Annotated in this window: 29 protein-coding genes and 1 tRNA gene; 28 read left to right on the top strand and 2 right to left on the bottom strand. The window is 53.2% G+C overall.

Annotated features, from left to right (window positions below; translation table 11 throughout):
- Window positions 1-50 precede the first annotated feature (50 nt).
- From WLZ34_RS02940 to WLZ34_RS02870, 15 genes are all read left to right on the top strand, one after another.
- Complete coding sequence (locus WLZ34_RS02940) at window positions 51-380, top strand: DNA-binding protein (RefSeq protein WP_434731800.1); 330 nt, start codon at window positions 51-53, stop codon at window positions 378-380.
- A gap of 2 nt (window positions 381-382) precedes the next feature.
- Complete coding sequence (locus WLZ34_RS02935; protein ID WP_014737053.1) at window positions 383-538, top strand: 50S ribosomal protein L39e; 156 nt, start codon at window positions 383-385, stop codon at window positions 536-538.
- Window positions 539-552: 14 nt separating this feature from the next.
- Complete coding sequence (locus WLZ34_RS02930) at window positions 553-846, top strand: 50S ribosomal protein L31e (RefSeq protein ID WP_428726538.1); 294 nt, start codon at window positions 553-555, stop codon at window positions 844-846.
- 23 nt (window positions 847-869) lie between these two features.
- Window positions 870-1,547, top strand: coding sequence for a translation initiation factor IF-6 (locus WLZ34_RS02925; protein WP_434731799.1), 678 nt, complete (start codon window positions 870-872; stop codon window positions 1,545-1,547).
- Complete coding sequence (gene rpl18a / locus WLZ34_RS02920) at window positions 1,547-1,810, top strand: 50S ribosomal protein L18Ae (protein ID WP_428726540.1); 264 nt, start codon at window positions 1,547-1,549, stop codon at window positions 1,808-1,810. The genes WLZ34_RS02925 and rpl18a overlap by 1 nt, the downstream gene beginning before the upstream one ends.
- A complete protein-coding gene (locus tag WLZ34_RS02915; protein ID WP_434731798.1) occupies window positions 1,807-2,292 on the top strand; it encodes an ATP-binding protein in 486 nt (161 codons plus the stop codon). The genes rpl18a and WLZ34_RS02915 overlap by 4 nt, the downstream gene beginning before the upstream one ends.
- A 23-nt stretch (window positions 2,293-2,315) precedes the next feature.
- Window positions 2,316-3,200, top strand: a complete 885-nt coding sequence (ftsY, locus tag WLZ34_RS02910) for a signal recognition particle-docking protein FtsY (protein ID WP_434731797.1) — start codon at window positions 2,316-2,318, stop codon at window positions 3,198-3,200.
- Between the two features lie 11 nt (window positions 3,201-3,211).
- The gene (locus tag WLZ34_RS02905) at window positions 3,212-3,397 is read left to right on the top strand and encodes a protein translocase SEC61 complex subunit gamma (protein WP_434731796.1); all 186 of its coding nucleotides are present in this window, start codon (window positions 3,212-3,214) and stop codon (window positions 3,395-3,397) included.
- Window positions 3,398-3,401: 4 nt separating this feature from the next.
- Complete coding sequence (locus WLZ34_RS02900) at window positions 3,402-3,875, top strand: transcription elongation factor Spt5 (protein WP_428726544.1); 474 nt, start codon at window positions 3,402-3,404, stop codon at window positions 3,873-3,875.
- Between the two features lie 2 nt (window positions 3,876-3,877).
- A complete protein-coding gene (locus tag WLZ34_RS02895) occupies window positions 3,878-4,390 on the top strand; it encodes a 50S ribosomal protein L11 (RefSeq protein WP_434731795.1) in 513 nt (170 codons plus the stop codon).
- Window positions 4,390-5,034, top strand: coding sequence for a 50S ribosomal protein L1 (locus WLZ34_RS02890; protein WP_434731794.1), 645 nt, complete (start codon window positions 4,390-4,392; stop codon window positions 5,032-5,034). The genes WLZ34_RS02895 and WLZ34_RS02890 overlap by 1 nt, the downstream gene beginning before the upstream one ends.
- 1 nt (window position 5,035) lies before the next feature.
- Entirely contained in the window at window positions 5,036-6,061 is a 1,026-nt protein-coding gene (locus WLZ34_RS02885) for a 50S ribosomal protein L10 (protein WP_434731793.1), read from the top strand.
- Window positions 6,062-6,147: 86 nt separating this feature from the next.
- Entirely contained in the window at window positions 6,148-6,477 is a 330-nt protein-coding gene (rpl12p, locus tag WLZ34_RS02880; protein WP_428724020.1) for a 50S ribosomal protein P1, read from the top strand.
- Window positions 6,478-6,566: 89 nt separating this feature from the next.
- Complete coding sequence (alaS, locus tag WLZ34_RS02875) at window positions 6,567-9,272, top strand: alanine--tRNA ligase (RefSeq protein WP_434731792.1); 2,706 nt, start codon at window positions 6,567-6,569, stop codon at window positions 9,270-9,272.
- 58 nt (window positions 9,273-9,330) lie between these two features.
- Window positions 9,331-9,405, top strand: a tRNA-Arg gene (locus WLZ34_RS02870).
- 107 nt (window positions 9,406-9,512) lie between these two features.
- On the opposite strand, the gene WLZ34_RS02865 is transcribed toward WLZ34_RS02870, so the two are convergent.
- Entirely contained in the window at window positions 9,513-10,790 is a 1,278-nt protein-coding gene (locus tag WLZ34_RS02865) for a tRNA (N(6)-L-threonylcarbamoyladenosine(37)-C(2))-methylthiotransferase (RefSeq protein ID WP_434731791.1), read from the bottom strand.
- A gap of 76 nt (window positions 10,791-10,866) precedes the next feature.
- Here WLZ34_RS02865 and WLZ34_RS02860 point away from each other — a divergent pair, with 76 nt between their 5' ends.
- The 11 genes from WLZ34_RS02860 to WLZ34_RS02810 all read left to right on the top strand — a co-directional run bounded on the left by WLZ34_RS02860 (window position 10,867) and on the right by WLZ34_RS02810 (window position 18,316).
- Window positions 10,867-11,298 (top strand): translation initiation factor IF-2 subunit beta, encoded by a 432-nt coding sequence (locus tag WLZ34_RS02860; protein WP_428726550.1) that lies wholly within the window; start codon window positions 10,867-10,869, stop codon window positions 11,296-11,298.
- Window positions 11,295-11,618, top strand: coding sequence for a DUF424 domain-containing protein (locus tag WLZ34_RS02855; RefSeq protein WP_434731790.1), 324 nt, complete (start codon window positions 11,295-11,297; stop codon window positions 11,616-11,618). Before WLZ34_RS02860 ends, WLZ34_RS02855 begins: the two co-directional genes overlap by 4 nt.
- Window positions 11,619-11,642: 24 nt before the next feature.
- A complete protein-coding gene (locus tag WLZ34_RS02850; protein WP_434731789.1) occupies window positions 11,643-12,692 on the top strand; it encodes an NMD3-related protein in 1,050 nt (349 codons plus the stop codon).
- A gap of 1 nt (window position 12,693) precedes the next feature.
- Entirely contained in the window at window positions 12,694-13,032 is a 339-nt protein-coding gene (locus WLZ34_RS02845) for a translation initiation factor aIF-1A (protein ID WP_434731922.1), read from the top strand.
- Window positions 13,029-13,811: a serine protein kinase RIO gene (locus tag WLZ34_RS02840; protein ID WP_428726554.1), complete on the top strand. Its 783-nt coding sequence runs from the start codon at window positions 13,029-13,031 to the stop codon at window positions 13,809-13,811. Before WLZ34_RS02845 ends, WLZ34_RS02840 begins: the two co-directional genes overlap by 4 nt.
- Complete coding sequence (locus tag WLZ34_RS02835) at window positions 13,784-14,392, top strand: KH domain-containing protein (RefSeq protein ID WP_434731788.1); 609 nt, start codon at window positions 13,784-13,786, stop codon at window positions 14,390-14,392. Before WLZ34_RS02840 ends, WLZ34_RS02835 begins: the two co-directional genes overlap by 28 nt.
- Before the next feature lie 193 nt (window positions 14,393-14,585).
- Window positions 14,586-15,716 carry a hypothetical protein gene (locus WLZ34_RS02830; RefSeq protein ID WP_434731787.1) on the top strand — a complete coding sequence of 377 codons (1,131 nt, stop codon included), beginning with the start codon at window positions 14,586-14,588 and terminating at the stop codon, window positions 15,714-15,716.
- On the top strand, window positions 15,694-15,957 hold the full coding sequence (locus tag WLZ34_RS02825) for a KEOPS complex subunit Pcc1 (protein ID WP_434731786.1): 264 nt from the start codon (window positions 15,694-15,696) through the stop codon (window positions 15,955-15,957). Before WLZ34_RS02830 ends, WLZ34_RS02825 begins: the two co-directional genes overlap by 23 nt.
- A gap of 57 nt (window positions 15,958-16,014) precedes the next feature.
- Window positions 16,015-16,653 (top strand): 30S ribosomal protein S3ae, encoded by a 639-nt coding sequence (locus WLZ34_RS02820; protein WP_434731785.1) that lies wholly within the window; start codon window positions 16,015-16,017, stop codon window positions 16,651-16,653.
- 54 nt (window positions 16,654-16,707) lie between these two features.
- Entirely contained in the window at window positions 16,708-17,982 is a 1,275-nt protein-coding gene (gene glmU / locus WLZ34_RS02815) for a bifunctional sugar-1-phosphate nucleotidylyltransferase/acetyltransferase (protein ID WP_434731921.1), read from the top strand.
- Window positions 17,972-18,316, top strand: coding sequence for a DUF2095 family protein (locus WLZ34_RS02810; protein ID WP_428726559.1), 345 nt, complete (start codon window positions 17,972-17,974; stop codon window positions 18,314-18,316). The genes glmU and WLZ34_RS02810 overlap by 11 nt, the downstream gene beginning before the upstream one ends.
- A gap of 14 nt (window positions 18,317-18,330) precedes the next feature.
- Here the strand turns inward: WLZ34_RS02810 and WLZ34_RS02805 are convergent, their stop codons facing one another.
- On the bottom strand, window positions 18,331-19,560 hold the full coding sequence (locus WLZ34_RS02805; RefSeq protein ID WP_434731784.1) for a redox-regulated ATPase YchF: 1,230 nt from the start codon (window positions 19,558-19,560) through the stop codon (window positions 18,331-18,333).
- Between the two features lie 126 nt (window positions 19,561-19,686).
- Here WLZ34_RS02805 and WLZ34_RS02800 point away from each other — a divergent pair, with 126 nt between their 5' ends.
- Window positions 19,687-20,343: a 50S ribosomal protein L15e gene (locus WLZ34_RS02800; RefSeq protein WP_434731783.1), complete on the top strand. Its 657-nt coding sequence runs from the start codon at window positions 19,687-19,689 to the stop codon at window positions 20,341-20,343.
- Complete coding sequence (locus WLZ34_RS02795) at window positions 20,316-20,777, top strand: RNA-binding domain-containing protein (RefSeq protein WP_434731782.1); 462 nt, start codon at window positions 20,316-20,318, stop codon at window positions 20,775-20,777. Before WLZ34_RS02800 ends, WLZ34_RS02795 begins: the two co-directional genes overlap by 28 nt.
- Window positions 20,778-20,819: the final 42 nt, after the last annotated feature.

The following is a 20,819-nucleotide window of genomic DNA, read 5'->3' as shown; positions in this document are numbered from 1 at the left end:
GCCTTAAGAGGATCAAAAACAGTTTTAGACAACTAGGTGGGTGCTTCGCCGTGGCGGCAGGCTACGAAGACGAGGAGTTAGAGGAGATCAAGAGGAGGAAGCTCGCCGAGATGCAAAGAAAGATGGAGGAGGAGAGGCAGCGCAGGGCGCAGATCGAGGCGGAGCTCCGGCAGATCTTGACACCCGAGGCTAGAGAGAGGCTGGCAAACCTGAGGCTCGTTAAACCGGAGCTAGCACAGGCCCTGGAGGAGCAGCTGATCAACTTGGCTAGGAGCGGGAGAGTTAAAATACCCATCACAGATGACTTTCTCAAGAGACTACTCGCAGAGATATACGAACAGACCCATAGGGATACAAAGATTGAGATAAGGAGGAAGTGAGTATGGCCCGCTTCAAACCCCTGGCCAGGAAGCTCAGGTTAGCGGCCGCCCTTAAGAGTAATAGACCTATACCTATCTGGGTCACGCTCAAGACGAACAGGAGGGTAAGGAGGGCCTTTAGGCTGAGACACTGGCGTAGGAGCAAGCTGAAGCTGTGAGGGGGGTGGTATAGTTGAGCGAGGCACAAGTCAAGAGGTCTGTCCACGTAATACCGCTCTCCCGCGTCTACTTCGGTAGAAGAATGAACAGAGCCGACAGGGCTGTCAGGCTCGTAAGAAAGTATGTTGCGAGACACTATAAACAGGCTGAGAAGATAGTTATCGACCCGCTGGTGAACAAGCTCATTTGGTCGAGGGGGAGGGAGAAGCCCCCTAGAAGAGTAGTGGTCGAGATAAGGTACGACCCCGAGGAGAAGACAGCGAAGGTGCTGCTAGCTAGAAGTACTCGCAAGACAAAGACCGCTTGAATCTCTACTAGGTGTTTTAATTAATGGAGATTGTGAAGCTGAGCGTTTATGGGAATTCGAACATAGGGGTCTACATTTTCGTAAACAACGAGATCGCGCTTGTACCGCCGGGCCTACCCCGCGACGACCTAAAGATGATCAGCGAGATACTGGGCGTTAACATCCTCGAGTTCAGAGTAGCCGGCAGTCCTCTGAACGGAGTTTTTGTGGCGGGAAACGACAACGGGATTTTGCTCCCCCATTTTGTCCACAGCTCGGAGCTAGACTGGCTGAAGAAGGAGGTCTCTAGGTACGGTCTCGAGGTGAGAGCCCTGAAGTCCCGTGTCACGGCGCTGGGTAACGCGATACTCCTCAACAACAAGGCGGGCATAGTTTCTCCAGATTTCTCAGGGGAAGACGTGAAAGAGATGGTAGAAGTGCTGCGTATCAACGTAGTGAGGAGGAGCTTGATGAACCTCCCTATACCCGGTAGCTTAGGTGTCGTGAACGACTTTGGAGGCATAGTTCACCCCGACCTACCCGAGGACGAGATAGGTCTCGTCAAGCAAATTCTGGGAGTCACAGTTGAGAAGGCTACAGTCAACGCTGGAGTTCCGTTTATAAAGAGTGGATTAATTGCTAATAATAGGGGCGTTATAGTAGGGGGCATAACAACTGGCCCCGAGATACTGAGGATAAAGAGGGGTTTCGGTGGTGGCTGATGGGAGAGGTGAAGGTCTACAGGGTTGTGGGTAGAATGCTCGTCAGCCACGACAGGTACCCCACGTGGCAGAAGTTCACAAAGGAGGTTAGGGCCTTGACAAGAGAGCAAGCCCTGGAGAAGGTCTACTCCCTGCTAGGGAGCAACCACAAGCTTAGGAGGAAACACATAGTTGTCGAGAAAGTTGAGGAGATACCGCTCGAGGAGGCTATGGACCCGCACGTGCGGGAGCTTCTGAGGGTCGAGAGGCTGGTAGTTAAATGAGCAAGAAGCCGGGTGAAGAGGGGAGGGCTGTAACCCTAGAGGAACTAGTTGCGAGAGCTGAGGAGTTGAAGGAGTACGCTGGCGCGCTGCAGTCGGCATTAAACACCTACCTGACACAGTACGCAGAGCTACAGCTGGTTCTAGACACCCTTAGAAACCTGCCGCAAGGGGAGACCCAGATATACGTCCTCTTGAACAGGCTCGGCTCTGCTATGGTGCCGGCTGTAGTGAAAGACGGTTGGGACAGAAATGTAATAGTGAACCTAGGCCTAAACTACTATGCTAAGGCGAGCAGGGAGCAGGGCGTCAGCCTGCTGGAGAAGAGACTGCAGGCGGTGAAGAGGATCGTTGACAAACTGCAGAGGGACTACAAGTCTGTAGTGGAAGAGTACTCCTACATCCAGCAAATCCTCAGCCAGGTATTTGCTCAATTACAGTCTAGGCAAGCAGGTTCTACCGGCGGGGAAAGCGGTAGTAGGTAATAGAGAACCTATAGGGTGTTTTCTTGTTTCGTAGGCTCAAGAGCGCCTTCTCAAACTTCGTCGAGAGAGTCGCGTCGATAGCGTTCTCAAAGGATAAGCTGTTAAGCGAGCTGGAGGAGCTGAAGCTGGAGCTATTGTCGAACGACGTCGCTCTGGAAGTAGCGGAGGACATATCAAGCAAGCTCAACAAGGCGATAGAGGAAAACGTGGTCAAATCCAGAGAAAAACTCGTAGAGTACTTGAGGGATACTATACTAGGCTACTTCCGCGAAGCGGGTAGTATAGAGTTCGACAAGGCCGTTAGGAGCGAGAGGCCTTTCAAAATAGTCTTTCTAGGCGTAAACGGTGTCGGCAAGACCACCACTATAGCCAAGATAGCCCACTACCTTAAAGAGAAGGGCTTCAAGCCCTTGATGGTGGCCGCGGACACCTTTAGGGCTGGGGCTCAAGAACAGCTGAAAATACATGGGGACAGAATAGGAGTCCCAGTCTTTACGGGTAGATATGGGGTAAGCCCCGCCTCGGTGGCGTATGATAGCGTAGCCTACGCGAAGAGCAGGGGCTTCGACGTGGTGCTTATCGACACGGCTGGTAGAATGCACACAGACATAGACCTAGTTGAGGAGTTGAGGAAGGTAGTGAAGGTCGTTAAGCCGCACATGAAAATACTCGTAGTAGACGCCTTAACAGGGAACGACGCAATAGAACAGGCACGGTTCTTCAACGAGAAGGTAGGCGTAGACGCTGTTGTGATAGCTAAAGTAGATGCTTACGAGCAGGGGGGTGTCCCTGTGAGCATAATCTACGCGATCAAGAAGCCGATCCTGTTCATAGGCGTCGGCCAGGACTACAAAGATTTAAAACTGTTTGACCCAATTGAGTACCTGGAAAGAATTTTACCCGCTTAGAAAGGGTGTCCGTGTTGGACTTGCGGGAGATGGTCGACCAGTGGAGGAAAATTTTCACTCTCGCGTCTAAACCCGAGAAAGACGATTTCATGACCACGCTCAAGCTGAGTTTACTTGGCATGGCCATCGTAGGGGGGATCGCGTTTATCATAAGAGTGATCTTCTACGCCTTCCTCTTCCCACAGATAGCGGGGTAGCAGTATGTCTTCGGAGGAGGCTAAGATATATGCGGTAAGGACCACCGTAGGGCGGGAGCTGGACGTAGTCCTCATCCTGGAGAGGAGGATAAAGGAGCTAGCCGAAAAGGGTGAGGACGTCGGCATAGCTAGCCTGATAATACCGCCTGGTGTGAGAGGTTACATTTTCATCGAAGCGACAAAGCCCACGGGTATATACAAGGTCATATCCGAGGTAAAGCACTTGAAGAGCTCGTCTCTCATACTGGTATCCATGGAGGAGATAGAGAGGCTCATCAAGCCAAAGCCCGTAGTAGAGTCCATCAAAGTCGGCGACATAGTAGAGATCGTGAGAGGGCCGTTCAAGGGTATGAGAGCTCAGGTCACCAACGTGGATAAGAATAAAAACATGCTTACGGTTAGCATTTTAGAAGCGAGTCACGCGATACCTATAACTATCTCAGGTGAGTACGTGAAGCCTGTTAAGAAGGGTGATTAGTCGTGGGTAAGAAAGTCGTTAGGGTTATGGTGGAGGGCGGGAAGGCCAACCCTGGCCCGCCGCTGGGTCCAACCCTGTCCTCTCTCAAGTTGAACGTGCAGGAGGTTGTGAGGGCGATCAACGAAGCCACGAAGGAATTCGCAGGGCTTAGTGTTCCCGTCGAGATTCATGTAGACACGTCGACTAAGAAGTACGAGATCAAAGTAGGCGTACCCACCACGACAGCACTGCTATTGAAGGAAGCGGGGGCTAGCCAGTTCACAGGTGACCCGGCTCACCAGAAGATAGGCGATCTAAAGATGGAGCAGGTCGTTAAAGTGGCCATCTTGAAGAAGGATAAGCTGACCGCTAGGACCCTCCGGTCCGCGGTCAAGACCGTTCTCGGTACGGCTAGGTCTATAGGTCTAACCGTGGAGGGTAAGGACCCCAAGGAGGTGCAGAAGCTTGTTGACGAAGGTTTTTACGACGAGTTATTAAAGAAGTTTGAGAGCGAGTGGGAGAAAGAGGTGTCTTGATGCCCATAACCAAAGAGATGCTTGCCCAGGCTTTGGAAAAGGCAGTAGCGCACAAGCACGCTAACTTCAGGGAGTCTGTGGAGCTGGTCATAGTACTGAGAGACGTGAATGTGAAGGAGCTGGGCGGCAAAGTGAGAGAAACGGTGTTCCTGCCTAAGGGGAGGGGCAAAGAACGTAAAGTGTGCGTTGTAGCTGACGGCGAGATGGCCGAGAAAGCTAGGCAGGCAGGGGCTCATATGGTCTTGACGCCCGCCGACCTCCAGGGGATGACAAAAAAGAACGCAAAGAAGATCGCGGACACATGTGACTGGGTCCTAGTAAAGACGGATCTAATGGCTGTTGTAGGTAGGACTCTCGGACCGGCTCTCGGCCCCAGAGGGAAGGCACCGATACCTGTCCCGCCCGGATCGGACATGTCAGCCTTGTTGAACAGGTTCAAGAACGCTGTGTTGGCCAGGCTAAAGGATCAGCCGCAAGTAATGACTTCTATAGGCACTGTTGACATGAAACCCGAGGACTTAGCCGAGAACGCTCTTGCCGTGATCTCGGCTGTGGAAGCGAAGCTTCCCCAGGGTGTAGCCAATATCGACAAGGTTATAGTCAAGACTACAATGGGGATACCCGTAGAGGTTAGGGGTGCCTAGTGTGCCAGCCCTCGTGCAGAAGAGGGAGGTCCCTGGGTGGAAAGTCAAGCAAGTAAAGGAGCTAGCAGACGAGATCAGGAGGCACAAAACGATCCTCATAGCGGACCTCACAGGCTTCCCTACGAACAAGCTTCAGGAGCTGAGAAAGAAGATAGGCAAGGTAGCATTTATCAAGGTCGTAAAGCCGAAGCTACTAGCCATCTCGCTAAGGGAAGCCGGGATAGACCCAGAGAAGACGGGTTTAACGAAGTACTTGACGGGCCAGGTCGCCCTCCTATTGTCGGACATCAACTCGTTCGAGCTCAACAGCCTTCTCGAGAAACACAAGTCGTACACGTACTACAAGCCCGGCGACGTCGCGTCGAGCGAGATCGTTATACCGGAGGGGGACACAGGCATACCTCCAGGGCCTATGTTGAGCGTATTCGGGAGGCTTAAAATACCGACAAAAGTAGTTGGGAACTCCATTCAAGTAGCCAAAGACACGGTCGTGGCTAAACCGGGTGACCAGATATCACCTGAGCTAGCGAGCCTACTCCAGAAACTCGACCTCCCCTTGAAGGAGGTCAAGCTGAGAGTCAAGGTAGCTTACGACGGCGGCGTCGTCATCCCCGGCGAGAAGCTCGCGTTGAACATCGACGAGTACGTAGAACTCCTTAAGGTCGCGGTTCTGGACTACCTGAAGATAGGCGTCGAGATAGCGTGGCCGGAGCCCGACATCCTAAGGCTAACCCTGGTGAAAGCCCACAGACAGGCGCTAGGCCTAGCAGTAGAGGCAGCCTTCGTGACCCCTGACACCGTAGAGCACGTTATCAGGGTAGCTGAGAGTAGGGCCCTGGCGCTAGCAGCGGCCGTGTCGGAGAAGGCACCGGAACTGGGACTCAAGGTCAGCGCGGTTCAGCAGCCATCTCAGCCTCAGCAGCCTGCTGCTGAGAAGAAGGAGGAAGAGAAGAAAGAGGAGGAGAAGCAGGAGACGATCAGCGAGGAGCAGCTGGCTGAAGGGCTCGGAGCCCTCTTCGGGATGTAGCCTAACTGGTTCACGATAGTTTTAAAACCCTCGCATTAATTTAAAAAGCCCTGAAACAATCTACAATGCGTGTAGAGGTGATGCCTATAGAGTACATCTATGCTTCCCTACTACTCTATAGAGCCGGGAAGGAGATAAATGAGGAAAACGTCAAGAAGGTCCTGGAGGCCGCTGGTGTAGCCGTAGACGAGGTAAGGGTTAAGTCCCTCGTCGCGGCGCTCAAGACGATCGATATAGGCAAAGTCCTGGAGCAGGCACTGGCAGCGCCCGTCGCGGCGGCTCCAGTAGCTCAGCCGGCCCAGCCTCAGCAGCCTGCTGCTGAGAAGAAGGAGGAAGAGAAGAAAGAGGAGGAGAAGCAGGAGACGATCAGCGAGGAGCAGCTGGCTGAAGGGCTCGGAGCCCTCTTCGGGATGTAGCGCGATCCAGTTCTACTCCCACGAAGCGGCAGAAGTATTTTAATATAACAGCGGGTTTCTATACTCTTTGATGCCTACCGGGGGTATTCTTGTCTACAAGCGGCATAGACCTAGGGTACTTGAGGAAGTACGGGTACGAGAAGTACAGGTGCGTCAAGTGCGAAGGAGTCATGTGGAGTACGAGGCCTCGAGAGACGTGCCCCGACAGACCGTGCTCCAAGTACGAGTTCCTCTACAAGGACTATAAGAACCTGAGACCTCTGTCCCTCCGAGAGGTTAGGAGCAGGTTCATCGACTTCCTCGTAAAGAGAGGCCACGGGGTCGTCGACCCCTACCCTGTACTAGCAAAGTGGCGCGACGACCTCTACTTGACGATCGCGTCGATAATAGTCTTCCAGCCGCACGTGACCGACGGTCTCGTCGACCCACCTTACAACCCCCTCGTTATAGTTCAGCCGTCGATCAGGCTGACAGACATAGACAACGTCGGGCTGACTTTCGGTAGGCACATGACCAGTTTCGAAATGGGGGGCATGCACGCCTTTAACAAGCCCGGTAAGTTTGTTTACTGGGTTGAGGGTGTCCTCGATAACACGATAGACTTATTCACGAAGGAGATCGGGCTGAGCCTAGACGACATAGTCTTCAAAGAGTCTTGGTGGGAGGGAGGGGGCAACGCTGGTCCGGCCCCCGAAGTGCTGGTCGACGGTTTAGAGGTGGCTACGCTCGTATTCATGAAGTATAAGGACGCAGGTGGTAGGTGGGTAGAAAACCCCGTACTAGTCGTCGACTGCGGTTATGGCATCGAGAGGATCACGTGGCTTTCCCAGAGGACGCCGACCGGCTTCCACGCAGTGTACGGTAGCCTGGTTGGCAAGTTCAAAGACCTCCTCGGGGTCGAGGAGCCCCCCAGCGATGTCTTGAAGAAGATCGTGTACGAGACTAGCGACAAGGAGATATCCTCTGTGAGCGAGCTCCTAGACCTCGCTACCAAGTTGGGCTTCGGCGAGTACGCCAAAGACTTGGAGAGGAGCGTCTACACGTACTCTATACTCGACCACACGAGGACGCTAGCCCTAATGCTCGCGGACGGGATAGTCCCGTCGAACACGGGGGAAGGCTACTTAGCGAGGCTAGTGGCTAGAAGGCTCGTCAGGAACGTACTACTCGCTGGCGTGGAGCTTAGCAGGGTAAGAGACGTTGTACTGGAGCTAATCAACGCCCAGATAAACTACTGGATCGGGGACTACGTCTTCGGCAAGTTGGCTAGTAGAAGAGACTACATCCTGGAAGTGGCGCAGGCGGAGGTAGGCAAGTTCGTTGACATGTTGGTCGAGAGCGAGAGCCTGGTTAGGAAAATCGTATCCAGGAAGAAGCAGCTGAGCCTAGAAGACCTGATCTCGATATACGACTCCTACGGTGTACCCCCGGAGATAGTCGTCGAGAAAGCCAGGTCCCTGGGCATTAACGTCCAGTTACCGCCAGATTTCTACTCGGTCGTGGCAGCGAGGCACTCTGCGCCGCCAAGGCTAGCGAAGCAGGTCGAGAAGCAGGAGGAGTTCGAGTGGGTGAGTAACCTGTGGGAGACGGTGCCGGAGTTCCACGTCGACCCATATAAGAAGAGCACGGAGGCTAGAGTGCTAGGCGTTAAAGGCAGGCTGGTGGTCTTCGACAGAACAGTGATCTATCCGAGGTCGGGTGGGCAGGACTACGACACGGGCATTGTGAGGTCTGGCAAAGAAGTCTACAGGGTTGTCGAGGCCTACAAGTTCGGGAATGTCATAGTCCACGTGCTAGACCGCGAGCCCTCTCTTAGACCAGGTGACGCCGTAGTAGTCGAGGTTGACTGGGGCAGGAGGTACAGGCTTATGAGACACCACACAGCAACTCACTTAGTTCTCGCCGCCGCCAGGAAGGTACTTGGAGAACACGTTTGGCAAGCCGGCGCCGAGAAGACCGTCGAGAAGGCTAGGCTAGACGTAACCCACTACAAGCCTCTGACAAAAGAGGATGTTGACGCCATAGAGAAAGAGGCTAATAGAATAGTCGACTTAAGGATCGACCTAAACGTCAACACCTTGAGTAGGTTCGACGCGGAGAAGAAGTACGGGATCAGGCTGTACCAGGGCGGCTCGGTCTACTCGAGTAACGTAAGAGTCGTCGAGATACCAGGTTTCGACGCTCAAGCGTGTTACGGGACGCACGTCAAGAACACAGCCGAGGTCGGCGGGATAAAGATAATCAACGTGGACAGGATACAGGAGGGCGTTGTCAGGCTGGAGTTTGTATCGGCAACCAGGATACCCGAGGTCATGAGAGACTTCGTGGAAGAAGAGCAGAAAGCCCTAAGTATCCTAGGCGGGGACAACATAGTCGCGGCTGCCGAGAGAACAGTGAGCGAGCTCAAGGAAAAGACCTCGCTCTTAGGTAGGTACAGGAGTTTCCTCAAGGAAATCCTCCTCGAGAGGAACGTTGTGAGAACGAGTTGCGGGTTCGAGTACTACTTCGTCCCCATACCGATAGAAGACGAGGCGCTTAGGAAGGAGGTCGTTGAAGAGGCCGCCTTGAAGAGGAGGGCAATGGTCGTCGTCTTAATGGGCGACCTACTCGAGGTAGCGGTAGACCCTAATAAGGCGAGGGAGAGTGGTTTGGACCTCACAAAAGTGGTAAAGGAGCTCGGTCAGTACGGTAAAGGCGGGGGTAAGCCAGACCACGTGATAATCAAACTATTCAAGCCCACAGACCCCGGTCTCATCAACCACGTCATCGAGAGGGCTATTTGCTCCAGTAAATAGCCTCGAAGGCGTCGCGCTCATTCTTTTAAACCGGGTTAACTCATAGAAGCATAAAGGCGGGCCCGTCGCCTAGCCAGGATAGGGCGCCGGCCTTCTAAGCCGGAGGCCCGGGGTTCGAATCCCCGCGGGCCCGCTTGAGCAGGATATTTCTCCTCGAGGACGAATCCCTGTAGCGAGGATACTACGCCCGCTTCTAGGCGGTACTTGAGAATACGCGTGGAAGCCGTTGGGCAGAGCTGTCTAGTTTATTACGTAGCCGCGTAAGTCGAAGAATGTGGCCTCACTAATAGCTACCTTTACCCACCTCCCGTAGTCTAGATCCTCCCCCGATCTCAGGACGACCGGTATGTAGTTCTCAAGCCTACACACCCAGCCCTTGTCCTTTTCTGTGGTGAAGCAGCTCTGGACCGTGTTGACGTACCTCTGTTTGTCTTCGAGCCCCACCAACTCTATTACCCTCAGGGCTTGGAGTACACGTGATTTCTTAGTCTGAGTTGGGATCTGGGGTAGAGACGAGGCTAACGTCCTAGGTCTTATACTGTAAGCCGCTAGGTGCACCCTCTCGAACCTCAGCTTCTTGATGACTTCTACCGTGGCCTGGAAGTCCTCGTCCGTCTCGTGCGGGAAGCCGACGAGTATGTCGGTGGCGATACTAATGCCTGGGATCTTGCTCTTCAGCTCCTCGACGTAATCGATGTACTCTTCAACGGTGTAGTTCCTCCCCATAAGTCTCAGTACCCTGTTGCTGCCCGATTGGAGGGGTATATGGAGGAACTTGTAGACTTTCCTATGCTTTAGGGCTTCGACGAGGTCGTCTAGGATGTAGCTCAAGTGTTCGGGGTTGAGCATGCCGACCCTCACCATGAAGTTCCCCTCGACCTCAGCCACGGACTCGATCAACTCCGGCAATTTCCGTGTCTTGTATAGGTCGATGCCGTATGTGCCGAGGTCCATGCCGGTGAGTTCTATCTCCACAGCACCGAGCCTGACGGCCTCTTCGGCAGCCCTCCTGACGCTCTCGATAGGGTGGCTTACGAGCACCCTCCTAGCGTGTTTCACGATGCAGAAAGTGCAGTTGCCCAGGCAACCCTCTTGTGCGGGTATTGGAGCTACTCTACCCGTCAACAAGACCCCTATAGCCCCCCTGCTCCTAAGCCCTGTCAGCAAGACGACTCTAGAGTTGGACTCGACCGCGAGGTGTATTTTGTCGGCGTTCTGGGGCGAGACGATACTGGCGTCAGGCGCCAGCTTAGCCACCTTGTAGGGCTGGGCCTTGGCGAGACAGCCCGCAACCACTAGCTTTTTACCGCCCTCTTTAGCTAGCCTGTACAGCTCGCCGATCCTCCTCGCCATCCTATACTCGGTATCGAGCCTCACAGTACACGTGTTGATCACTAGGGCATCAGCGCTGGTAGGGTCGTCTACTATACTATGCCCTCTACCGGTGAGAACCCTCTTCATTAACGCCTCGTCGCTCTTGTTCAAAGCACATCCATAGGTCTCGATGTATACTCTCATCTGGTTTTCCTCAACGTTGTTTTGAATGAGAGTTATTAAAGCCCTATTAACCATTAAATCTAGGAGCGTGGTCTTGATGTCAAAACGTGCTAGGGACTACGCCTACGAGGAACTACTCGAGAGAGCCTACAGTAGGCTACCGCAGAGGACAAGTAGCGGCGAAGTCTTCGAGGTGCCTAAGGCAGAAGTTACAGTTGTAGGCGGTAAGACGATAATAACGAACTTCAGGAAAATAGCCGATGTTCTAGCGCGCGACGAGTCTCTCCTCCAGCACTACTACATCAAGGAGCTGGGTGTGCCGGCCGTGATCAACGAGGCGGGCCAACTGGTGTTGCAGGGTAAGTTCAATGCTATAGTGATTAACAAGTTCCTAGACATGTTCGTGAAGAAGTACGTTAGATGCCCGACCTGTGGTAGCTATCACACCAAGCTGATAAGGAAGGGTAAGGTCTTTGTTCTCAAGTGTGAGGCGTGCGGCGCCGAGACGACACTGGAGGCGTTCAAATGAGCGATCGCGAAGCCGCGGTGAGGGTGTACGTCAAGGCCTACAACACGGAGAGCGGGCTTTTTGTAGCGGCGTGCGACGAGGACGTTTTAGGGCTTAGGCTCGTGGACGAGTCACGGGGCATCAACTTCTACGTGGACCCGTCTTTCTTTAAAGGAGAGGTCTTGGACGTTGATAAAGCCGTGAAAGTTCTAAGGAAGGCTAGTATGGCGAACATCGTGGGCAACGGTATCGTGGGGCGAGCTGTAAGTGAGGGCCTTGTCAGAGAGGACACCGTGCTCGTTGTGAACGGCGTTAAAGTAGCTATGTTCGTAACCTTGTAGGCGTCCTAGGTGCGGTGGGTCGTAGTGAGGTACTGCCTTAATTGCGGTAGAGAGGTCCCTGACGAAGACTACGTCAACGGCTACTGCATAGACTGTTTCAGGAAGATTGGGAACCCCTTTACTAAACAAGTCTCCCTGGAGCTAAAGGTCTGTAGCAGGTGCGGCTCAATATTCTATAAAGGCGAGTGGCACCAGGATAGCATGGAGAACGTGGTCAGGAGGTACCTCCTCGACAACCAGGCCAAGTACATGATATCCTCGGCTGAGCTGATCTCGGTGGAGCCCTCGGGCGAGCCTAGGGAGTCTGCTAAAGGGGTTTACGTCCAGAACTGGTTATTTGGGACAGTCCTGAACCAGAGGCATTTCGCGCAGTTCAACCAGGACGTCAGGATTGCCGTTTCAAGAACCATATGCCCGCGGTGTTTGGCCCGTGCCAGCAGGAAAATCTCGGCTGTGGTACAAGTCAGAGGAGTTAATGCTCAAGCTCACAGAGGCTTGGTTGAGGAGGTCATCAGGTCGAACCCGGGTTATAGCGAGTACTTGGTAGACTTGGAGGACGCCCCTAACGGGTTTGACATAAGGTTCGTCGACCAGCTTCCTGCTCGGAGGCTAGCATACGAGCTGGCTAGGTTGCTAGGGGGTCATGTGAAAGAAACCTTCAAGTCGACCAGGTACGACTCGCGGAAAGGTGTTTGGCAGGGTATACACACTTTCTCGGTAAGGCTTCCCGATATTACAGAGGGCTCTATAGTCAGATACGGCGGCGAGCTATGGGTGGTGAAGAAGCTCGACGTAAGAGGGGTCCAGTTAGAAGCGGTTTCCTCCGCTAGGAGAACTACTGTACCGTTGTCGGAGTACTGGAGTGGGCGTCTACCCATCGTCGAGAACTACTACGTTAAGGGAGTGTACGAGGTAGTCGCTGTGGACAAGTCGATGGTCTATTTGCTGAACCGCGACTCGGGGGAGGTGAAGGAGTTCCTGCTGTCAAACATACCGTTTCAGGTCAAGCAGGGTGATTACGTTAAAATACTTGTTATAGATGATAAAGAGTATGTCTTGAAGTATGGTCAATAGGGTGATTATACTGTCGAAGAAATCAGTTGGGGAACCGAGCAGTAAAGAACCACCTGTTCCCAGCGAGGGGACTATAATTTGCGGTGTCATCAAACACCTCGGTGGCGACTACTTGCTGGCTAAGTGCATGGACGGGGTTGACAGGAAGCTGCGAATACCGGGGAAAATGAGGAGGCGCGTGTGGATTAGTGAGGGAGACATAGTGCTCGCGGGCGTGTGGGACTTCTCTCCCGAAAAAGGCGAGGTACTGTACAAGTATGGTAGGAGTGAGCTGGAGAAGCTGATGGAGAAGGGTATTGTGACGAAGGAGTTTATCGACGCGATCAGTGAACTTGTATGACTGGGGGTTATGAGAAGCGAATTAAAGACGACGATTTATTCGAGACCGTAGAAGAGGTTTTTGACACCAGAACTGTTCTGAACGTTGTCGAGTTGATGAGGAGGAGGGTAATCAAGAGGCTGGCTGGTACTATAAGCGCTGGTAAAGAGTCAAGGGTATACTTAGGCTACACCTACGACGATAAACCTGTGGCCGTGAAGATATACCTGACAAGTAGTGCCGAGTTCAAGAAAGGGATGTGGAAGTACATTGCGGGAGACCCCAGGTTCGCAGGCTTTTCGCCGCGTAATACGCGTGAACTCGTCTACGCCTGGGCTAGGAAAGAGTTCAGGAACTTGGCGAGGCTCTACGAGGCGGGCGTGAGGGTTCCAAGGCCTATTAGCGTCTACAACAACGTGCTCGTAATGGAGTTCATAGGCGAGGACGGCTTAAGATACCCGCTGCTGGTCGAAGCTTATAAAGACCTAGAGTTGGAGGAGCTCGAGAAGATACATGGCAGAGTCTTGGAGGAGCTCGAGAAAATGGTCTGCGGGGCTAGGCTGGTCCACGGCGACTTGTCAGAGTTCAACATCATGGTGACTCCCGACGCGGACGTGGTCATAATAGACGTTAGCCAAGCACTCGACGTTGGCCACCCCAACGCGCTTGAATTCCTAAAGAGAGACGTAGAGAGAGTAGAGAGCTTCTTCAAGGACGAGGTAGGGCTTAATAGCGTTAAAGACACTAATAGTATCCTCGAGGTACTACTCAAATGTCTGGGGAAGAGAAAGGTAGAATGATTATAGGGGTCACGAAACTCTACGAGAAAATCCCCTTGGAGAGGATTGGAGTCCTGATAGGTAACGAGGGGAGGGTTAAGAGAGAGATCGAGGAGAAGACTAGGACCAGGATAACCGTGGACTCGACCAGCGGTATGGTCATAATTGAGCCAGCGTTTCCTTCAACAACGACGTATGAGCTGATGAAGGCTAGGGAGATCGTCAAAGCGATCGCCAGCGGTTTCTCACCCGACAGAGCCATGAGCCTCCTAGGGGAAGACCAGGTCTTGATGATTATCGAGCTCAAGCAGCACGTAGGCGACAAGCCTAACCATATACAGAGGGTCCTGGGAAGGGTGATCGGGGAAGGGGGTAAAGCAAGGAGGGTTCTAGAGGAGATGACTGGCACGTTTATCTCGGTATACGACAACAATATAGCGATCATAGGCGACTACGAGTCAGCCCAGGTTGCGAGGACAGCGGTAGAGATGCTTATCGAGGGTAGGAGGCACAGTACGGTCTATTCATACATTGAGAGAGAGATGGATAAGCTGAAGAGAAGGAGAATGAGGGAGCTGTGGAGGCCTAAAGAAGCTGGATGAGGGTCGAACCTCAGTAGCGGGCCTCGTCAGCACGCTCGGTCTACGCTTAAACCCGGATTCCCTCTTCATCGGCGCGGCGTCATCTTCTTAAATTAGGCCTCGCGGGATATAAACTTGAGGTGCAGGCTAGGGGCACGCAAGCAGGCAATTACCGGTGTACACGTTTTCGGCTGGACAGTCTGGAGGGGTTTGCTTGAGCTCTATTGAGCAGGTGTTTTCGAAGAGTTTTATAAGAGTAGTACCCCGCATAGACATCGACTCTATTCTAGCAGCTAGTACTATGCTCCACAACTTGCCTGAGCGCGGCGTCGATGTCGCCATCAGCTTCGACACTACGAGCATATTAGAAGCGAAAGAGGAAGTCGCCCTTCTAGGCCTGCCACAGCCCAAGGGGGCTAAGGCCATCGTCCTGGGCAAGCAACCGAACTCTACGTTGACAGGGTCTATCGTCTACGAGATGGAGAGGAAGTTCGGCGTTCATGCCTGGGACAAGGTCTTATCCGTCGCGGCCGGCGTTTACGAGGGCGTGGATGTCGGGAGGGAGGGCCCTAAAGGAGTCGAGAAATCGATTCTCAACGAGCTCTTAACCAAGGGCTTGATAGAGCAAGAACTGGGCTTCAGGCTATGGGGGTACAAGAGAGTGAGTATACTGAAGGCGTTGACGAGAACGATAATCCCTCCCTTGCCCGGCTTAACTGGTAGAGAGGATGTCGTAATGAAAATGCTGGCGGAGCTAAAGTTGCAGCCGACAGTGAGGGCCTCCGAGACTGGGGTTGAGCAGGACCCAAACCTACTGAGGAAGTTCATCCTGTTGCTGGAGTCGAATATCGTGGGCGACAAAGCTCTTAAAGAGAAAATAGAGCGTAGGCTGGTTGGTTACGTTTACACGACGACAATAAATGGGACTCTAGTCGACCTCGTCGAGTTGCTGGGGGCCTTCTTGGTGTACCTGAGCCTTGTAAAGGGGGCGCCTTACCAACTACTCGAGGTGACGCTCCACCAGAGACTCGCCTACGACTTTCTCAACGTATACGAGGACGCAATCGACACAGTAGCCAGGGCTATTTCTACCCCCCTCACCAGCCCCAGTAGAGTTGTTGAGATGCCCGAGCCGATGACTAGGCCTGAACTGCTCGTAGAGGCGCTGAGGTTCATCTACCCGATCGAGTCCAGGAAGCCGATTATTGTCAGAAGGGACGGGGAGTTGATGACGAACGTCGGTGAGCTCTTGAGAGCCGGCTACCCGGTGGAGGAGGTGTACGATAGCTGCGGTCCCGACCAGCTGTGTAGGGTAAGAGAGGATGGAAGTCTCGTTAAGGCTTAGTATCGAGCTAGACGCAAGGGAGGCAAGGTCTGTATACGTCTCGCTTAAGCCTGACAACGAGTACCCTGGTCGCGACCTGTATATAGAGGATCGCGTAGTCGAGAGGGACGGTAAGGGGGTTTACATTCTGGAGGTTAAATGCCAAAGTAAGGAGACCTGCTTAAACACGGTTAAGGGGACAATAGACGAAGTGCTCGCGCTAGTGAGCGTAGTGGTCAAAATAGGGGACTTAGTGCACTGAAAGCTTAAAAGTTAGTAAACTAATCTGCTTTATAACCCGAAGAGAAGGGATGCTTACATGGCTGCCAGAAAGGGAGTGATCAAGGACAAGTGGAAGTTGAAGAAGTGGTTCAGCATAGTGGCACCCCAATCGTTCGGAGGCGTTGTTCTGGCTACCACACCGTCCGATGACCCGATGAAGCTGATCGGTAGGACTGTTGAGACTACACTGTATGATCTAACGGGCGACATATCGCAGGTTCACGTGAAGCTGTACTTCCAGGTGGTCGACGTTCAAGGCGACCAGGCCATTACCAGGTTCAAGGGCCACGAGCTGGCTAGAGACTACATGAGAAGCCTTATAAGGAGGAAGAGTAGCAAGGTTCAGGGGATTTTCGACGTTACGACAAAGGACGGCTATGTTGTCAGGCTAACGATCGTCACCTTGACAAGCTTTAGGTGTAACACCAGCCAAAAGAGGGCGATCAGGAGGATTATGAGAGAGTACATATTCGAGAAGGCGTCGAGCCTAACACTGGACGAGCTGATCAACGAGATACTGGGAGGCAAAGTCTCCGCCGACATAGCCGAGAGGGCTAGGAAGATATACCCGGTTAGAAGAGTAGAGGTTTACAAGAGCAAGCTCCTAATGGTACCCGGCCCCACCGGTCCTCAGCCGGCCAAGGTTGTATCACCGATACAGAAGGGTGCCGTGTAAGACTTTTTACGAGTAGGCTACATATAGTGCTCACAGTGGTTTATTTTGAAAGCGGTGATACTAGCCGCGGGTAAAGGGGAGAGACTGAGACCGATCACCGAGACCAGGCCTAAGCCTCTGATACCAATATTGTGTAAACCACTACTCGCGTGGCAACTCGAGTGGATCGAGGGATTGAGCGGTCTAGTCGACGAAGTTATAGTTGTAGTGGGCGACATGAAAGACAAGGTAATAGAGTTTCTATCGAAGACGGCGGCAAGCAAGAAAATAAGGACGGTGGAACAGGAGCAACAACTTGGCACGGCCCACGCTGTCTTGAGGGCCGTGGAAAAGGCCGAGGAGGAAGAGGACGTTCTCATCGTATATGGGGACGTGTTTTTGAGTAAACCGGGGTTGCTACTCGAGGTAGCCAAGCGAGAGGGCAACGTGATACTGGGCGCGGAGGTGGACGACCCCAGCCAGTACGGGGTGCTGTTAACAAAAGGCGAAGACTTGCTAGGTAAAATCTTAGAGAAGCCCAAGGAGCACCTCTCTAAAGTGGTAAACGCTGGGGTGTACAAGCTTAGGGTGGGCGATATACTCTCGAACAGGGACATACAGTTGAGCCCGCGTGGAGAGCTAGAGTTCACAGACATAGTCAACAAGATAGCGAGCGTAAGCGATGTGAGGGTTGTTACAGCGCCGAGAGGGAGCTGGATAGACATAGGGTTGCCGTGGCAGGTCATCGAGGCAAATAAAACCGCCCTCAGCGTCCTGAGAGGACAAAACATAAAGGGAGTCGTAGAGCAACCCGTCGTGATACACGGTGACGTCTACGTAGGCGAGGAGAGCCAGATAAAGGCGTTCACCTACATCGAGGGGCCGGTTTACGTAGGCAGGAGAGTGAGGGTAGGCCCCTCTGCTAGGCTTAGACCTTACAGCGTGATATGCGACGGCTCAGTGATTGGTTTCTCCGTTGAAGTGAAAGAGAGCGTTATATTCGAGAACGTCCACGCAAACCACTTGGCCTACATTGGGGATAGTGTTGTGTGCGAGGGAGTGAACCTAGGGGCAGGGACGGTCACGGCTAACTTGAGGTTCGACGAAAAAACCGTTAAGATGAGGATTAAGGACAAGGTTGTCGACTCCGGTAGGAAAAAACTTGGCAGCGTGATTGGGGGCTACGCGAAGACCGGCGTAAACGTCTCGCTAATGCCGGGGGTGAAGGTGGGGCCCTTCTCGTGGATATATCCAGGAGTTGTGGTTACGAGCGACGTGCCGCAGAAAACGATATTAAAGCCCGAGACTAAGGCAAGAGTTGATGTGATGAAGTTTGAGAATGAGCACTGATGAATTCAGAAGAAAGTACCCGAACCTCGCGAAAGAGATACTGGACGGGCAATATGAGGGTATCAGGCTGACCGTAGACCAGGGGTTCTCCGATCCGTGGCATGGTTATCTCCCCAACGTCTACGACTACTTGAGGAGGTGTAGGGACGAGAGCGAGGCAGTAGAGGTTATAGAGTACCTGGTGAGGCGCGGCGAGATACCCCTAGAGGAAGGCGAGGAGCTGAAACGAGCGGTTCGAGAGCACGGGTTAGCGTACTTCGGTGAGAGGAAGTCTCCCGATTACTACTACAAGGCGGCTCAACGCTACTGGAAGTCCTTAAGGAAGAACAGGTGACGGCGCCTTAGACGTCAACGTCTCGACTTGGCTGAGACGACCTTAATGACGTCGCCGTATTTGAGCTGGTAGTCCTCGCCGACTCTCTCCTTAGTACGTGCGTTGATGGCGTACAAGAACCCTTCACCCAGGTCTGTGTGTATCATGTACGCGAGCTCCTTGGCTGTGGTCCCCCATGGCACTAGGTAGACATCGGGTAACACATTCCCGTGGTGGTCTGTGTACTTGTTAGCATCCTCGACAGGGTAGACGGGTATTAGGCGTAGCACGTCGAATACAGCCTTGTTCAACAGCAGCTGAACCCCGGTGCTACCATAGACTCTTAAGACGCTCTCTTCTATGAGCTCCAGCGCTCTCTTGTACTGTCCCGACAGCTTCTTCTCGTCGACAACCCTGAACGAGGAGTCTCCGGGCAGGTACTCTATGGCTCCGTCTGCTGCGAGTTTCCTCAGCAACAACTCTGCGAGGGAGCTTACAGGTACTACGCTTCCCTCGCCGAAGACCTCCACGAGCCTCCTAACATTCTCCCTAGCCTCCGCCACATCTATCTTGTTGGCTGCTATAACTATCGGCTTGCTCAGCCTTCTCACAGCTAGGCTGAAGGACCTGACGTCGTCCGGTGACCAGTTCTTCAGGTTCTTGTTTTCCAAACCCACTTCTCTAAGAGCCTCGACGACGTGTTGTTTCCTTATGGATAACCCCGATAGGCTTCTCGCTAGTAGGTCGACCTGGTCCACGGTACTGTGAAGGCTCCGCTGGATTTTAGTCTCCCAGAGCTTCTTGACGACGCCCCAGAACCACTCGTCTATCTCGGCCTGAATTAGCTTGACCTCTTCCACAGGGTCGAACGAGCCAGGCCGTACAGGTCTCCCCTCGGGGTCGGTGGATCCGGCCGCGTCAACTACGTGGATCAGCACGTCTGCTTGGCGAAGGTCGTCCATGAACTTGTTGCCAAGCCCTCTACCTTGGCTAGCCCCTGGTATCAGTCCAGCCACGTCCATTATCTTTACCGGCACAAACCTCTCGCCCCTAGTACAGGCACCCGCCCTGGGGTTACAAGAAGGTAGGTTCAGTTCTACGTGGGCGCATCTTATCCTGACGTACCCAACTCCTACATTGGGCTCGATAGTGGTGAACGGGTGGTTCGCTATCTTCACTGTCGCGAGCGTCATAGCGGAGAAGAGCGTTGATTTACCGACGTTCGTCTTACCCACAATACCGATGAGGCGCTCTGGTGGAGGCATGATACTCCACTACAACATTTAGGGGGTGGGTACGCCCTCTTAAAAAGTGTGGCCCGATCCAGTCTTATATAAGTTTTTTAAGCTTGTATAACGGTTAGAGTGTAGAGTCAGGTAGCGGTGGGCCGAATGGCCAAGAGCATGTACCACTACATTGCGATGCTGTGGAAGAAGCCCTACGAAGGAGCCATGAAAGACTTGATGAGAGAGCGGCTGATGAAGTGGAGGAGAGAGCCGGCTGTAAGCAGGGTGGAGAAGCCTACTCGTATTAACAGAGCGAGAGAGCTTGGTTACAAAGCTAAAGTAGGGTTTATTGTGGTAAGGGTCAGAGTAAGGAAGGGGGGACTAAGGAAGCAGAGGCCCTCGAGTGGCCGTAGGCCCAAGCGGATGGGTGTCTATGGTTACGCGCCTGCGAAGAGCCTGAGACTGATAGCAGAAGAGAGAGCCGCGAGGAAGCACCCGGGCTTGGAGGTGCTAAACAGCTACTACGTCGGTGAGGACGGCAGATACAAGTGGTACGAGGTCATACTCGTCGACCCCCACCACCCGTCTATCTGTAAAGACCCGGAGGTAAACTGGGTCTGCGAACCGCAGAACAGAGGGAGGGTGTTCAGGGGTCTGACCAGTGCCGGCAAGAAAATTAGGGGGCTGAGGAAGAGTCGGGGGCTGAAAGGCACTCACAAGCATAAGTGGAAGAAGAAAGCCAAGGAGAGGAGGCTGAAGAAGAGGCACGAGGCTAGCAGGGGAGCAAGAGAACCTTGGAGCGAGGCAGAAAAGAAGAAGTAAGACTCGGTGTAAGAGAAGTAGAGGTATCTACACACTGCCACGCGACAGAGGATTGTTCGAAAGTCCTGGTAGCTCTCCACAACGTTATACCTGCCGAGCTTAGAGACCGCGTGAGAGTCGAAGAAGAAGACCTGGAGGGCTTCTACGGGAATAGGATAAAGGTCATGAAGATTAGAGTCGGAGAGAGAGGAGTGCTCGAGAACATACTGAGAAACCTGAGCAAGAGCGATAGGTCTCTGCTAAACGCCTCGCTAGACCTGAGGTTCGATGGGAGAACTGGGAGGTTTTTCGTGAGACTCGACAAGCAGAGCCTATACCAGGGCAAATTTGTCTTGAACGACGCCGACGACGTGGTCAAGGTAGTCGTCCACTTCAAGGGCTTAAAGAACGTGAACGAGTTAAGGTCGCTTCTCGACTCGATCTCCGGGGAGTGAGGTAGGAGGCTCTGCGAACATAGGGGTGGTTCTACGCTAATC

Source organism: Thermogladius sp. KZ2Tp1 (assembly GCF_051131135.1).
In the GTDB taxonomy this organism is placed as follows: domain Archaea; phylum Thermoproteota; class Thermoprotei_A; order Sulfolobales; family Desulfurococcaceae; genus Thermogladius.
This window is presented reverse-complemented; position numbering and strand designations above follow the sequence as displayed.

Excerpts from the sequence above, each read along its gene's own strand:
- WLZ34_RS02935 (WP_014737053.1), top strand. The coding sequence starts at position 383 with ATGGCCCGCTTCAAACCCCTGGCCAGGAAGCTCAGGTTAGCGGCCGCC.
- WLZ34_RS02925 (WP_434731799.1), top strand. The coding sequence starts at position 870 with ATGGAGATTGTGAAGCTGAGCGTTTATGGGAATTCGAACATAGGGGTC.
- rpl18a (WP_428726540.1), top strand. The coding sequence starts at position 1,547 with ATGGGAGAGGTGAAGGTCTACAGGGTTGTGGGTAGAATGCTCGTCAGC.
- WLZ34_RS02915 (WP_434731798.1), top strand. The coding sequence starts at position 1,807 with ATGAGCAAGAAGCCGGGTGAAGAGGGGAGGGCTGTAACCCTAGAGGAA.
- WLZ34_RS02900 (WP_428726544.1), top strand. The coding sequence starts at position 3,402 with ATGTCTTCGGAGGAGGCTAAGATATATGCGGTAAGGACCACCGTAGGG.
- WLZ34_RS02890 (WP_434731794.1), top strand. The coding sequence starts at position 4,390 with ATGCCCATAACCAAAGAGATGCTTGCCCAGGCTTTGGAAAAGGCAGTA.
- WLZ34_RS02865 (WP_434731791.1), bottom strand. The coding sequence starts at position 10,790 with ATGAGAGTATACATCGAGACCTATGGATGTGCTTTGAACAAGAGCGAC.
- WLZ34_RS02860 (WP_428726550.1), top strand. The coding sequence starts at position 10,867 with ATGTCAAAACGTGCTAGGGACTACGCCTACGAGGAACTACTCGAGAGA.
- WLZ34_RS02855 (WP_434731790.1), top strand. The coding sequence starts at position 11,295 with ATGAGCGATCGCGAAGCCGCGGTGAGGGTGTACGTCAAGGCCTACAAC.
- WLZ34_RS02840 (WP_428726554.1), top strand. The coding sequence starts at position 13,029 with ATGACTGGGGGTTATGAGAAGCGAATTAAAGACGACGATTTATTCGAG.
- WLZ34_RS02835 (WP_434731788.1), top strand. The coding sequence starts at position 13,784 with ATGTCTGGGGAAGAGAAAGGTAGAATGATTATAGGGGTCACGAAACTC.
- WLZ34_RS02825 (WP_434731786.1), top strand. The coding sequence starts at position 15,694 with ATGGAAGTCTCGTTAAGGCTTAGTATCGAGCTAGACGCAAGGGAGGCA.
- WLZ34_RS02820 (WP_434731785.1), top strand. The coding sequence starts at position 16,015 with ATGGCTGCCAGAAAGGGAGTGATCAAGGACAAGTGGAAGTTGAAGAAG.
- WLZ34_RS02810 (WP_428726559.1), top strand. The coding sequence starts at position 17,972 with ATGAGCACTGATGAATTCAGAAGAAAGTACCCGAACCTCGCGAAAGAG.
- WLZ34_RS02805 (WP_434731784.1), bottom strand. The coding sequence starts at position 19,560 with ATGCCTCCACCAGAGCGCCTCATCGGTATTGTGGGTAAGACGAACGTC.
- WLZ34_RS02800 (WP_434731783.1), top strand. The coding sequence starts at position 19,687 with ATGGCCAAGAGCATGTACCACTACATTGCGATGCTGTGGAAGAAGCCC.